At 35.8% G+C, this 14,020-nt stretch carries 13 protein-coding genes; 7 read left to right on the top strand and 6 right to left on the bottom strand.

Annotation, left to right across the window (positions count from 1 at the left end; all coding sequences use genetic code 11):
• The first annotated feature begins 776 nt into the window (after positions 1–776).
• Entirely contained in the window at positions 777–1,049 is a 273-nt protein-coding gene (locus LC457_RS19100; RefSeq protein ID WP_223601282.1) for a hypothetical protein, read from the top strand.
• A 53-nt stretch (positions 1,050–1,102) separates the two neighbouring features.
• On the opposite strand, the gene LC457_RS19105 is transcribed toward LC457_RS19100, so the two are convergent.
• Positions 1,103–2,053: an isopenicillin N synthase family oxygenase gene (locus tag LC457_RS19105; protein ID WP_142718760.1), complete on the bottom strand. Its 951-nt coding sequence runs from the start codon at positions 2,051–2,053 to the stop codon at positions 1,103–1,105.
• Between the two features lie 84 nt (positions 2,054–2,137).
• Here LC457_RS19105 and menD point away from each other — a divergent pair, with 84 nt between their 5' ends.
• Complete coding sequence (menD, locus tag LC457_RS19110; RefSeq protein WP_223601283.1) at positions 2,138–3,808, top strand: 2-succinyl-5-enolpyruvyl-6-hydroxy-3-cyclohexene-1-carboxylic-acid synthase; 1,671 nt, start codon at positions 2,138–2,140, stop codon at positions 3,806–3,808.
• 2 nt (positions 3,809–3,810) lie between these two features.
• On the opposite strand, the gene LC457_RS19115 is transcribed toward menD, so the two are convergent.
• Together LC457_RS19115 and LC457_RS19120 are read right to left on the bottom strand one after the other, a co-directional pair.
• Positions 3,811–4,437: an aminotransferase class IV gene (locus LC457_RS19115; protein WP_223601284.1), complete on the bottom strand. Its 627-nt coding sequence runs from the start codon at positions 4,435–4,437 to the stop codon at positions 3,811–3,813.
• Positions 4,421–5,398 carry an aminodeoxychorismate synthase component I gene (locus LC457_RS19120; protein ID WP_223601285.1) on the bottom strand — a complete coding sequence of 326 codons (978 nt, stop codon included), beginning with the start codon at positions 5,396–5,398 and terminating at the stop codon, positions 4,421–4,423. The genes LC457_RS19115 and LC457_RS19120 overlap by 17 nt, the downstream gene beginning before the upstream one ends.
• Positions 5,399–5,445: 47 nt before the next feature.
• Between LC457_RS19120 and LC457_RS19125 the strand changes: the two genes are divergently transcribed.
• The 4 genes from LC457_RS19125 to LC457_RS19140 all read left to right on the top strand — a co-directional run bounded on the left by LC457_RS19125 (position 5,446) and on the right by LC457_RS19140 (position 8,308).
• Positions 5,446–6,168: a hypothetical protein gene (locus tag LC457_RS19125; protein ID WP_223601286.1), complete on the top strand. Its 723-nt coding sequence runs from the start codon at positions 5,446–5,448 to the stop codon at positions 6,166–6,168.
• Between the two features lie 72 nt (positions 6,169–6,240).
• Positions 6,241–6,969 carry a beta-carotene 15,15'-monooxygenase gene (locus LC457_RS19130; RefSeq protein WP_047381924.1) on the top strand — a complete coding sequence of 243 codons (729 nt, stop codon included), beginning with the start codon at positions 6,241–6,243 and terminating at the stop codon, positions 6,967–6,969.
• 11 nt (positions 6,970–6,980) lie between these two features.
• The gene (locus tag LC457_RS19135; protein WP_223601287.1) at positions 6,981–8,060 is read left to right on the top strand and encodes an AI-2E family transporter; all 1,080 of its coding nucleotides are present in this window, start codon (positions 6,981–6,983) and stop codon (positions 8,058–8,060) included.
• Positions 8,061–8,080: 20 nt separating this feature from the next.
• Complete coding sequence (locus LC457_RS19140; protein ID WP_047420761.1) at positions 8,081–8,308, top strand: DUF3820 family protein; 228 nt, start codon at positions 8,081–8,083, stop codon at positions 8,306–8,308.
• A 78-nt stretch (positions 8,309–8,386) separates the two neighbouring features.
• On the opposite strand, the gene uvrB is transcribed toward LC457_RS19140, so the two are convergent.
• From uvrB to LC457_RS19155, 3 genes are all read right to left on the bottom strand, one after another.
• Positions 8,387–10,378 carry an excinuclease ABC subunit UvrB gene (gene uvrB / locus LC457_RS19145; RefSeq protein ID WP_223601288.1) on the bottom strand — a complete coding sequence of 664 codons (1,992 nt, stop codon included), beginning with the start codon at positions 10,376–10,378 and terminating at the stop codon, positions 8,387–8,389.
• A 147-nt stretch (positions 10,379–10,525) separates the two neighbouring features.
• On the bottom strand, positions 10,526–12,316 hold the full coding sequence (locus tag LC457_RS19150; RefSeq protein WP_223601289.1) for a M56 family metallopeptidase: 1,791 nt from the start codon (positions 12,314–12,316) through the stop codon (positions 10,526–10,528).
• 2 nt (positions 12,317–12,318) lie between these two features.
• On the bottom strand, positions 12,319–12,690 hold the full coding sequence (locus tag LC457_RS19155) for a BlaI/MecI/CopY family transcriptional regulator (RefSeq protein WP_142718766.1): 372 nt from the start codon (positions 12,688–12,690) through the stop codon (positions 12,319–12,321).
• Between the two features lie 105 nt (positions 12,691–12,795).
• Between LC457_RS19155 and LC457_RS19160 the strand changes: the two genes are divergently transcribed.
• Positions 12,796–14,013 (top strand): PQQ-dependent sugar dehydrogenase, encoded by a 1,218-nt coding sequence (locus LC457_RS19160; protein WP_223601290.1) that lies wholly within the window; start codon positions 12,796–12,798, stop codon positions 14,011–14,013.
• Positions 14,014–14,020 lie beyond the last annotated feature (7 nt).

Genomic DNA, 14,020 nt, shown 5'->3' on the forward strand with positions numbered 1-14,020 from the left:
TCTTAATCTGTACCCAATAACTCATAATTTATAATTTATAATTCATCATTCGTCTTCCCTAGCCACGATAGTAATGGTTACCCCGCAGGACGAGTGGTAAAGCTGTTGGGTTTGAGCGTAGGAAAGCCTTGGCGCGAGGAGTATGAATGGATAGCGGGAGAAAGCTCTTCTTTATTAATGTTGAAGCATTCTTTAATTTAATACCAGTATTACTTATTACTATCAGACATTATTTTTAAGCTCATAAATAATCTCTTTTTTAAAAAATACATCTATTGTGGAAATGCTATAAGAGGAGTTAAAATCTACCTCATTGTAAGCATACAGAAATAAAAAACCGCTTCAACAAAGAAACGGTTCCCATTTTATGACATTTTGATTTTCAATCTTACATATCACTATTTGTGTCTGGGCATTTGAAATCATCACTGCACGTAGCACAAATAATTACTCCGCTGCAATAATACATGCAGAAATCCGCTTCAGGAAGAGTAACACCTCCAGAAATGTTTTTTAATTGGCCTTTTTGTAGTTTTTTTAAATTTTTCATATTGTTTTAATTAAAAATTTGTAGTTAAAGTAAAAATAGTTAAAATATTTTTAATTAAACAAGATATGGTATATAAAAAAATAAAGTTTAGTAAAATTATAGTCTCTTGAATCTGTTTGAAACTTAATTTCATTTAAATATTTGATTATTAGTTAAATAAATATTATTTTTAAGCAAGCGTTATCCGAAAAGCTTTTAGAGTAGGAAATACCAAAAATCAAAAACTATGAAAAATCTAAAAAAACTTTCAAGAGAAGACAAGAAAAGTATTGTTGCTGGAATAGACTTTCCGGCATATTGTTTTGAGGGTGGAGGACCAGGAGAAGGAGGGTGCTCTGCGGGAGAGATCTGTTCAGGTGGAAAATGTGTACCTTATGGAGGAAATCCGGGAGAAGGAGGAAACCCAGGTGGTGGCGGTGATTCTTATACATGTATCTGTCCGTGGGGAACTTTTACTCAGCCTACACCATGCCCTGAATTTTATTGTATAACAGGATAGTGATACAAATAGGAATAAAAAAGGCTGTCTCAGGATCGAGACAGCCTCTTTATTTATTTTTTAATCAATCCCAGTTCGATCAATCTTTCATGCAGGAATTCTCCGGCAGTTGTATCTTCGTATAGTTTCGGATTGTTTTCGTCTACACAGTTTTCAAGTGCATTTAATGACATTGCACTTACAGGATGCATAAAGAAAGGAATTGAATATCTTGAAGTACTCCACAACTCTCTTGGTGGGTTTACCACTCTGTGGATAGTAGATTTCAATTTGTTGTTGGTATGTCTTGAAAGCATATCTCCAACATTGATCATCAATTCATCCGGTTCTGCAATGGCATCAATCCATTCTCCGTTGTGGTTCTGAACCTGAAGACCTTTTCCTTGTGCTCCCATTAAAAGAGTAATAAGGTTGATATCTCCATGAGCTGCTGCTCTTACTGCGTCATCCGGTTCTTCAGTAATTGGCGGATAGTGAATAGGTCTTAAAATAGAATTTCCTTCTGCGATTTTGTCATCAAAATAAAATTCATTTAAGCCAAGGTGCAATGCTAAAGCTCTTAGAACATACTGTCCGGTTTTCTCAAGCATCTGGAATGCCTCTTTACCAACTTCGTTGAATTTTGGAAGTTCATCAACGATTACATTGTCAGGATACTCAGTTTTGTATTTTGAATCATCAGACAGATATTGTCCAAAGTGCCAAAATTCTTTTAAGTCTCCTTTTTTGAAACCTTTTGCAGTTTCTTTACCGAATCCTACATAACCTCTCTGGCCACCAATTCCTGGAATCTCATACTTCTGTTTCGTTTCCACTGGCTGTTCAAAAAAGTTTTTTACCTCTCCATACAAATCATCCACTAGGTTGTCATCAAGAAAGTGGCCTTTTAAGGCTACAAAACCAATTTCTTCATAAGCTTTTCCGATTTCATTTACAAATTTCTGTTTGCGTTCCGGGTTGTCCGAAAGGAAATCACGCAGGTCTACACTAGGTATTTTATCCATTTTTAGAAATTTACGAACAGCAAAATTACATTTTTTTTAATTTAAATGATTTTAAAATCATTATTTATAAGTTAAATTTGCTGTATGAAAAAATATTCTTCTAAGAGAAGTATCCAAATACTTGCACATCTTCTTCAACAGTACGGAATTGCTGATATCGTGATTTCTCCGGGGTCAAGAAATGCTCCTTTGGCCATTCATTTTTCGGAGGTAGATAGTTTTAACTGTTACAGTATTGTAGACGAAAGAAGTGCTGCTTTTGTGGCAATGGGAATGGCGAAAAGCGAAAAGAAACCGGTAGCAATTACCTGTACCAGCGGATCTGCAGTGGTAAACTACTATCCTGCTGTTACTGAAGCTTTTTATCAGAATATTCCATTATTGGTGCTTACTGCTGACAGACCAACTGATTTTGTTGATTTGTTTGATGGGCAGACGATAAGACAGAAGGATGTTTTTCATCAGCATTCCTATGGTGACTTCCAGCTTTTGGAAGACAGCAAGGAACATGCAGAAGATATTAATTTTGATACCATAAAAAAAGCCATTGAACTTTGCTTTGAAAAGCAGGGGCCTGTGCATATTAATATTCCTTTGGAGGAGCCTTTGTATGAGCTTGTTTCGGAACTTCCTACTTTTCCTACTGTAGAAAAAACTATCAAGCATAAAGAATATGAAATCCCTTCAAATCTGATTGCGGATTGGCATACTTCACAAAGAATTATGCTGTTGGTAGGAACAAGGGATTACAGTCCAGAATTGGAAAATCAATTGACTCAATTGGTGAAAAACCATTCTGTTATTGTTTTGAGTGAGGCTAACTCTAACCTACATCACGAGAAGTTTTTCAAACATATAGACCGTTATATATTTAATTTTACAGAAGAAGACTATAAAACCTATGCTCCTGACCTGTTGATCACAGTCGGACAGAACGTAGTTTCTAAAAAAGTAAAACAGTTCCTGAGAAGTGCTCGCCCTAAACAGCATTGGCACCTGGATGAAGTATGGCAACCGGATACTTATTTCTCATTGACAGAAAAAATTGAAGTTAAGCCTGAAGTTTTCTTCTCAAAACTGTTAAAATTTATCAATCTGGAGCCCAGACCTTATTTTAATCTTTGGGATGTTTTAAGGGATAAAAAAGATGCCAAACACGAGCAGTTTTTGAATACGATTGACTTCTCAGATTTTTATTTCTTCAATAAGGCTTCGCAGACGATTCCTGAAAATTATAACATCCATTTCAGTAATTCTTCCGGCATCAGATATGCACAGCTGTTTGATTTTGGGAAGCGAAAAATGTACTGTAACAGAGGAACCAGCGGTATTGACGGATCTACTTCTACGGCAATGGGATTTGCTATTAAAAATGAAAATCCTACTTTGCTGATCACAGGAGATTTAAGTTTCTTTTATGACATCAATGGACTTTGGAATCAATATATTCCGCCGTTTGTAAGAATTATGATCTTCAATAACGGTGAAGGAAATATCTTTAAAATCATTCCGGGGCCTGGAAATGCCAACCCGAATACATTAGACGAGTTTATTGCCACAAAACACCGTAAGAATGCAGAATCTCTTGCCAAGCACTTTGGGTTCTCCTACGTAAAAGTAGAGGATGAAATTACGCTTGACAGAGTTCTGGAGAATTTCTTCAAACCTGATGCACAGCCAAAAATCCTGGAAGTAAATACTCACGGGAAAAATAGCGCAGATGTACTGAAGTCATACTTTGAATTTATGAAATAATCTTAAAGATCAAGATATTCTTCATTCCCCGGCAGGTTGATAATTCTGTCGATAGGGTAGATGAACATATCATCAAAATCATTCAATGCATTAATGATCTGGAAATGGGTGAACTGCTTTATATTTTGTAAAGTAATCTCCGTTTCTTTGATCTTTTTGTGCTTTAAAAGATGCTGTCTCTGTACCCCGTTCAGCAGATAGGTAGCGGGGGTAAACCAGTCTTTCCCTTTTAAAAATAAAAGATTGGAAAAAGAGGTATCGGTGATGTGGTTATTTTTAACAATGATAATTTCTTCTGTCTTGGATTTCATTTTCATTTTATCCAACTCTTTACGGTCTTCAAATTTGAATGAATAATCAAAACTGTTATTTTCTACGAGTTTGAAGTTCTGAATCTCCGGAATAGCATAAGGAATCATCTGTGTTCTGACTCTTTTGTCGAGATCATAAGAAATTCTTAATTTGAAAAGACCATCTTCATCATGCTGCAGATTTTTGTAGATCTTGGCCAGATCAATAGAGTCTTCTTTCCCGAAATGGGAAAATGTTTGATTGACACGTTTCTGGTGTAGATCCAATAGAAAAATCTCCTGATCTTCTACTTTAATGCTTTCAATGAATTGGGACATAGATTTTATTTTTCATTTCCTGATATTCGTCTTCTAACTTACTCATGTGCGTTATACCGCCTCCGCTTTTGAAATAAAGCTGCTCTCCTTCTTTTTCTATAAAACGGATCATCACACAGCTATCAACATTCTGGCCGTCAAACCAGCCGCAAACGCCGGTGTAATAACCTCTTTCATACCCTTCTGCATCCAGAATTATTTCCAGTGTTTTAGGCTTTGGAGCTCCTAAAATAGAACCTGCAGGAAGAAGTTTCTGCATGATACTTCCTACTTTTCCATCAAATTCAGGTTTTATCATTCCTGAAATCTCAGAACTCATTGCATACAGATCCTTTTGTTGGGTTTTGATGAAATCAATATGCTGGAACTGGTCCACCTTTACATCATCAGCCACCATGCTCAGATCATTCCGGAGCAGATCTACTACAGTGTAATGTTCTGCTTTTTCCTTTTTATCATTCTTCAGTACTTCCGCAGCATTTTCAATAGAGGCATCAATGGTGCCTTTCATGGGATAGGTTAAAATTTTACCGTTAATGATCTTTACAAAAGTTTCAGGAGAAAAAAATACAAAAAAATCTTTATAAAATACTTTATACTTCGCATTTGAATGATAAAAAATTTCTTCTAAGGTTAAATTTGTCTCTATCTTCGTTTTTCTAGTATAGTTTACTAAATAAGAGTTTCCTAAACGAATATTTTTCTGAACTTTGTCAAAACCAATTTTAAAGCTTTCCAACGTTTCAGGAAACGATTTCCAAACTACTTTTTTATCTAGTGCTTGTGTTTCTTTCGTGTTTGAAAACTCTTGAAAATCAATTATTAAACCTGATTTTTCAATTTCATGTTCCTGATATATTTCGACATTCTCCGAGAGAAAGTCGATTACGAAAAAATAGGGAACCTTCTGAAGAGAAAGCTCGTCCATTTTCATAAATTTTTGATGATTCACTGAAAACATTCTGCAAAAATAATTATTGATGTTTACTTTTGCATAAATTTTTTATGATGCAGAACAAATATCCTCAGAAACCGGGACTAGATTTTATATTGAAGCAGGCTTTTTTTTATTGGAATAAAACACTGGTTTTTCAGTTGATGTTTTCCATCATCTTTTTCGCAATATTGCTTACCGCCGTTATGCTTTTTGGAACGAAATATGATGTTTTCTCGTACAATAAAGAATTGGAGGAAGCCTTTTTACAGGGGACAAAAGTATATCTGAAAAAAATGGAAGCAATAACGGCTACCGAAAATTATCAGATGTTTACACTAGCCATTTGGGGAACAACAGCATTTTTGTACCCTTTGAATCTCGGGATGTTCCAGATTTTCAGAAAAATTGATCTTAAAGAAAATATTGTGATCGGGGATCTCTTTGCCGGGTACAACGGACTCAACTTTTTCAAATATGTTGGGTATTTTCTTTTCTGGTTCTTTATTTACAGATTTACGATTCCTACCGTAGTATTGGCGGTTGCTTGGGTTGCTGTGACCCTATTTGTTGCGCCACTTATGTTTTTTACGGATAAAAGGATATTTGAAGCAATTTCTCTGAATTTTAAAGCACTTAAAATGTATTTCGTGGAAATAATGGTTTGTGTAATCGTTGCTTTTCTGTTTAAATATTTAGGCTTTGCTCTGTTTTTGATAGGAGGGCTTTTCACATTTCCTTTTTGGAATGCGATGATTTATTCACTGTATAAAACCGTTTTTTCTGAGAAAAGTTAAAATTCATTCGTGTTTAATATGATTTTTTACTAAAAAAAACTAATTTTGGTAAAATCATTAAATATTTAAACTATGTCTGAATTTAACGAATTTGATCAGCAAGGCTCTGTGCCTAACAGAGATACGGGGTCGATTATTTCTCATGCCTTTGAAATGTATAAAGGTGTTTTCGGCTACGGAATCGTAGCAATGATTATTTATCTGGTTGGAGGGTCTGTTATTCAGATGCTTACCGGATTTGATTCTGCTTCTATCGTAGAAGATATGAAATCTTCAGGAGGTGACTTCAATTATTGGAGCGCTCCGGGACTTCCTTTGTATATGGGAGCTTCCAGTCTTTTCGGTCTTTTATTATCTCCTTTGTATGTAGGATTGATTTACATGGTGAATAAATATAATACCAAAAGCCCTATTGAGTTTTCTGATCTATTCATCGGATACCGTCAGAATTTTGTAAACATATTGATCTACAGTCTTCTATCTGGGATTATTTCTTCAGTTGCCCTTGCATTGTGTGTGCTGCCTATTATTTTTGTATATCCTTTCCTTTTATTAGGATATCCTATTCTGTTATTTGAAAATGCTTCAGCTACAGATGCTTTAGGAAAATCATTCAATATTGCTAAAGAAAACTATGGAATTTTCTTACTAACAGGATTCTTAGGATTTCTGATCTCTATTGCAGGGGTTATTCTTTGCGGAATTGGGGTTATCTTAACCGCTCCGTTTATTATGATTGTAATGTACTCTACGTATTGTGCTTTCTTAGGAAAACCAAGACAAATTATGTACAGTAAATAAAATTAAAATACATGATGAATAAGGACAAACAAATAAGCAGTGTTGCGATAAAGCAGATGTCTTTGCTGGCCATTATTATAGTGCTGGCAGGGTTGATCTGTTTTAATCTGGCATTGTTTATTCCCTCTGTTTTGGGGGCAATCACCATTTATGTAGTCTGCAGAAAGTATAACTTTTACCTGCAGGAAGAAAAAAAATGGAAACCTTCACTTGCTGCATTTGCATTAATGTTTGCGAGTCTTATTGTTCTTATTCTTCCTATCTACTTTATTGCCGATCTGATTATTGATAAACTGGGAAATGCACAGGCTTATATGGCCAAGTTCAATATTTTCCTGGATAAAATACATTCTTACATATTTTCAAAAACAGGATTTGATATTCTGAGCAAAGAAAACATGGCAAAGTTGAAAGATAATGTAGGGAAATTTTCTACTTCAGCAGTCAGCGGGACTTTCAATACGCTTACAGTAGTGATGTCCATGTATTTTATTCTGTATTTTATGCTGGAAAGGCCAAGACTCTTTGAAAAGATCCTTACTTCTTCCGCGCCGTTGAAGAGATCAAATATTTCTTTGATAGGCGATAAAATGAGAAAACTGATTATGGCCAATGCTATCGGGATTCCGGTTGTAGCAGTAGGACAGGGGATTGTAGCGCTTATCGGATACCTTATTTTTGGAGCGCCGGGAGCAATACTTCTTTTTGCTCTAACGGCTGCTGCTTCAGTAATTCCTGTGGTAGGAACTGCTATTATATATGTTCCGGTGTGTATCTTTATGATCGCTGAAGGAAATACAGGTCAAGGTATCGGCTTAGCAATCTACTGTGTTGTTGTGGTAGGTCTTACGGATAATCTCCTTCGTTTTACCCTTTTAAAGAAACTGGAAAACATTCACCCTTTGAATACCGTATTTGGAATTATCATGGGAATGAATATTTTTGGCTTCATGGGACTTATTTTCGGGCCTATTCTGATCTCACTGACCCTTCTTCTGGTTCAGGTATACAGAAATGAATTTTCGGATGAAGAAACTCCTCCGGATCTTGAACTGCCCGGGCAAAATGATCTTGAAGAAAAATTAATTTAATTATATAAAAAGTGGAAGGACTGAATCCCGAAATATTAAAAGAAATCTGTGTAATGAAAATGCCATTCGGCAAGTACGAAGGAACGGTTCTGATTGACCTTCCAATCAGCTATCTGGAATGGTTCAACAAAAACGGAATGCCGAAGGGAAAACTGGGAATGCAGCTTTCGACAGTTTATGAGATCAAATTAAATGGTCTGATGGATCTTTTGACTCCTATCCGAGCAGCAGTAAGAAACGGATTGTAAAAATTAAATAAACCAATCTCGGTATAAAGTTTCGGCGGCATCTTCGATGCCGCCGAACTATTTTATAAATCAGGCTTATTAAGCTTTCAATGCCGCAATTTCATCTCTAAGCTTGGCCGCTTTTATAAAGTCAAGGTTTTTCGCAGCCGCTTCCATTTCTTTCTGCTTCTGAGTAATCATTTTCTCTATATCTTCACTTGCATAGGTTGCTTTTGTTTCGGCAACTTTCTGAAGGATTTCTTTTTGGGTATATTTCTCATCCGGGAAGTCTTTGCTTCTTCCGACAAGGTTTTCAGAAATCTTTTTATTTAATGCTTTTGGCTTCAGGCCGTGATCGTCATTGTACTGCATTTGTTTAGCACGGCGGTATTCGGTTTCATCAAGAGTGGCCTGCATAGATTTAGTGATTTTATCAGCGTACATTATTGCTTTTCCGTTCACATTCCTTGCAGCACGTCCTACGGTTTGAATCATTGATCTTCTGCTTCTCAGCATTCCTTCTTTATCAGCATCCAGAATAGCTACTAACGAAACTTCAGGTAAATCCAATCCTTCACGTAATAAGTTAACTCCAATAAGTACATCAAAAAGCCCCAGACGAAGATCCTGCATAATCTGAATACGTTCCAGCGTTTCAACATCAGAATGAATATATCTTGTTCTGATTCCGAATTTGGTAAAATATTTCGTAAGTTCTTCAGCCATTTTCTTTGTTAAAGTCGTTACCAGTACTCTTTCATCAGCATCCGATCTTTTATGGATTTCCTCCATCAAATCATCAATCTGGTTGATGGTAGGTCTTACCTCAATAATAGGATCAAGAAGTCCTGTCGGACGAATAATCTGCTCTATATAAGCTCCTCCGGTTTTTTCAAGTTCATAATCTGCAGGAGTTGCTGATACATAGATTACCTGATTCTGAATGGCTTCAAATTCTTCAAACTTTAAAGGTCTGTTGTCCATTGCAGCCGGAAGTCTGAAACCATATTCCACTAATGCTTCTTTTCTGCTTCGGTCACCTCCGTACATAGCGTGAACCTGTGGAACGGTTACGTGGCTTTCATCAATAACCATTAAAAAGTCTTTAGGGAAATAGTCAATCAGGCAGAAAGGTCTTGTGCCCGGAAGACGGCCGTCCAGATATCTCGAATAGTTCTCAATTCCTGAACAATAGCCCAATTCTTTGATCATTTCAAGATCCAATTCAGTTCTTTCCTGAAGTCGCTTGGCTTCTAATGGCTTTCCAACAGAGCTGAAGAAATCAACCTGTTTTACCATATCATCCTGAATATCTTTAATGGCTCCGTTTAAGGTCTCCTTTGATGTTACAAAAAGATTGGCAGGATAAATTTGTATCTGATCAAAATTGTCTTCTACATTCCCTGTAACTGGGTCAAAGCTTTGAATTTTTTCAATTTCATCTCCAAAAAACTGAATTCTGATAGCATTATCAGTATAAGCGGGGAATACATCAATCACATCTCCTTTTACACGGAATGTTCCTCGTTGAAACTCGTTTAATGTCCTGGCATATAATGCATTAACTAATGAATGGAGGAGTGCTGTTCTTGTCACTTTCTCACCAATAGCGATGGAAATTAAAGATTTATGAAATTCCGTAGGGTTTCCGATACCATAAATACAGGAAACAGACGCGACAATCAAAACATCCCTTCTTCCTGAGAGAAGGCTGGCAGTTGCAGAAAGACGCAGCTTTTCAACTTCTTCATTGATGCTCAGGTCTTTTTCAATATAAGTCCCTGTTGTTGCAATATACGCCTCAGGCTGGTAGTAATCATAGTAGCTTACAAAGTATTCCACGGCATTTTCCGGAAAGAACTCTTTAAACTCCATGAAGAGCTGTGCTGCAAGAGTCTTATTGTGTGCCAGAACTAAAGTTGGGCGCTGAACATTTTTTACAACATTCGCAACAGTAAAGGTTTTTCCGGAGCCTGTAACTCCGAGCAGCGTTTGATATTTCTCACCGATCTCTATTCCTTCGGTAAGTTTTTCAATAGCTTGAGGCTGGTCTCCGGTAGGTTTATATTCTGATTGAAGCTTAAAATCCATAGAAAAGAATGTATACAACAAAAATACGAAAGAAATTATTAGACAAGATAATGTTTTGAAGGTGAATATTTTGATAATAAAATTTTAACAGTCTCAACAGGAATAATTGAAAAAATAAAAAAGCGCTAATTTTTAGCGCTTTCAATATTAAGGTCTTGTAAAAGTCATTGTTGCGGGGACTTTTAGCACAGAAGCAATGGGTTTACCATCTTTCGTAGCAGGTTTCCAGATTGTGTTATTACTTATTTCAGTGACAGTTTTAAGAAGTTCACGGTTTAGTATTTCATTATCTCCTGAAGTGGTTACCTGTGTTGTTTTTCCTGTCTCATCGATGTGAATATAGGCAGTTGATGTTATAGTACCATATTTAGGTTCAAAGTTACTGGTATCAATGCCCTTATTTATTTGCATTCTAAAACTTTTATCCCCATCAACGTATTGTGCCGGAAGCTCATTAGCATTCGGTGGAGTATTGATGGCTGTATTTGTGTTTTTACCCTGATTATTTTCGTTTAAGCCATTTATTCTTGGAACTATTGTATCTGAAACGGCTTTTAAATCTTGTCTTTTGAATCCCATTATGACAGAAGATTTTCCTTCTTGTCTCGTCTTTTCAAAATAAGCCCGAGTCATTAAAGTAACCTGATAAGGCTGAGGATTTTGTGCTGTTCTGGCATTTGGATAAATTTTACTGATATAAACATTTGAAAAGTCTGTTTTTTTATAGTTTTTCAAAATGCTGTTTTCTATTTTTTTTGAATCAATCCAGACTGCGTAGTCTTTTTTATTTAAAAATGATTTCAACTCACTCTCTGTTGGAATTCTTTTTTTCAATTCAGGCAACGCAAAGAATGTGATCTTCTGTTCATTTTTCTGAGTTTCATTCAGTAAAGGATAAAGTTCTTCCAGTCTTTTTTTATCACTTTCTGAGACCTTTTTTGAAAATTCAGCATATTTTCCATTATTCAGCAAATCAGCATACTTAGCCAATATGTCCTTGAATTCCTGATAAGAATCCTGTCCATGAGTGTGAGCAGAAGTTTCGACTATTTTTTCTGGTATCTGAATATTTGCGGAACTCCCTGCATATGTTCTTTCAGAAAATAAAACAGCGGCAGCAATTAGTGTTGTGACTCCTGCTGCTTTTCTTAACAGGCTGAATTTCGATTTTTTTGTTTTCATCATAATAAATCTTTTTTTGGTGTTATTAAAATTAAATGAATGAGTCAAAGCAGGATTTTGGTGGCTAAGAATTTCATCAAGAATAAGATTTTGGTACTCTTTAATATTATAATTCTTTTTCAATACTGCTTCATCTGCTAAAAACTCGTGATTCGTGATCACAGCTTTTTTGTATAAGAAAAGAACAGGATTGAACCAGGTAAAAATCTTTAAAAGATTCAGTATTAATAAGTCTATACTGTGTTTCTGATCAATATGAGCCTTTTCATGCAGGAGAATCCTTTGGTCAATTCTATTATTTGCCATGTAATTTTTCCCAATATATATTGTATTCCAGAAGCTGAACGGAGAAAGACTTTCGCCTGTTAATATGATATTGTAATGCTCGTAAATACATTTTTCCCCTTTAATTCTTCTGACAGCTAAAAGAGCTAAAAGACTTTTCATGAGTAGAAAAAGTGTGATTATAACATACACGCCCCACACAATATTCATCCAGTTGAAACTTTCCTGTTCCGGCTGAATAAAAATCATTTGCTGAGCAGTTTCTTCAATCATCATTTGAGCTTGAGGCTCTATTTTAGCTTCTGGTCTTTGTATCGTAATATTGATAAATGGAATGATATAAGAAAGGAGTATACCACTTAATAAATACCATCTGTTGAATCTGTACATTCTTTCTTTTTCAAGGAAGAGATAATAAACGCAAATGAAAACAGAAGAACACAGAATTATTTTCAAAATAATGGCTGCCATATCTATTCTTTTATCTGATCATCAATGATATCACGGAGTTCTTTCAGCTGCTTTTGACTGAGCTTTGCATTCGATGTAAAAAAGGAGGCAAACTGTGTTACCGAGCTGTTGAAAAAACGATCAATCATGGAAGTCATTTCTTCCTTGAAATATTCCCCTTTTTCTATTTTTGGATAGTATTCACGGGAATTTCCATACACTTTATAACCTACAAGATCTTTGTTCTGCATTCTTTTTAGCAGGGTTGCAATAGTAGTTGCAGCAGGCTTGGGGTCAGGATAGGTTTCCAGAATATCCTTCATGAAAATTTTTTTCTTCTCCCAAAGAATTTCCATGAGAATTTTTTCAGAATCTGTTAATTTAATCTCTTTCATTCTACAATGTTGTAATTTGTTCTACAAATGTAGAATAAAAAATGGAACCAGCAAATTTTATGGCATTATTTTTCCATTCATTGTACAATCACCAATCCTAATATTATGAGAATCAATCAATTTTATGTCCCGATAATGAGCCTTTTTCTTGTTTTGTTATCGTGCAAAGAAAATCATGCAAACGCTCAGAAGACAGGAAACGATGGAAGTGTAGAGACAGATAAGCCTAATTCTGATTACAAACCGGCATTTAAAGAGCAGACAAGAATCAAGGCCGTAAAGAGCAAAACAGCTTATAATGTAGAGATTCTGAATAAAGATTTAGGAAGACCCTGGGGAATTATTAATTTACCTGACGGAAGATTTCTGATTACGGATAAGAATGGTCACATGAATGTTGTTTCAACAGATGGAAAACAAGTGTCAAAAATAGAAGGCTTTCCAAAAGTGGATTCAAAAGGGCAGGGAGGCATGCTTGATGTAGCTCTTGATCCTGATTTTACTACCAACAATATTATTTACTTTAGTTTTTCAGAGCCGTTTGGAAAAGGAAATTTAACTTCCGTGGCGAAAGGTAAGCTGTCTGCAGATCTCAAAAATATCTCAGATGTACAAGTTATTTTCCGTGCTGAACCTTCTTACGACGGAGATAAACACTATGGAAGCCGTCTGGCTTTTGATAAAGATGGGCATTTATTTGTCAGTACAGGGGAAAGATCGGATAAAGTAACCCGTGTATATGCACAAAAAACAGATAATTATCTTGGAAAGATTCTAAAAATTACAAAAGATGGCAAGCCGGCTCCGGGAAATCCTTTTATCGGAAAGCAGGGTTATAAACCTGAAATTTATGCTTATGGTGTGCGTAACCCACAAGGAATGGCAATTGATCCTAATGGAAATTTATGGGATGTAGAAATGGGACCGAGAGGCGGTGATGAGATCAATCTGATTCAACCCGGAAAAAATTACGGATGGGGAGATGTAACGTATGGAATTGAATATTCAGGAGACAAAGTAGGGCAGGGAATCACCCAAAGAGAAGGCACTGAGCAACCCGTCTATTACTGGGATCCTGTGATTTCACCAAGCGGAATTACTTTTTATACAGGAAATATTGAAGAGTGGAAAGGAAATCTGATCATCGGGTGCTTAAGTGGCGAGCATATTGACAGAATTGTCATGAAAGATAATAAAGTGATCGGTGAAGAACGTCTTCTCGCAGATCAAAAAGAAAGGTTCCGTGATGTATTGAACGGAATGGACGGAAATCTTTATGCGGTAACCGATAGTGGTAAGCTTTATAAAATTTCAAAAAAATAGAAAAAAA

It is taken from the genome of Chryseobacterium sp. GVT01B (assembly GCF_019970045.1).
Classification (GTDB): Bacteria; Bacteroidota; Bacteroidia; order Flavobacteriales; family Weeksellaceae; genus Chryseobacterium.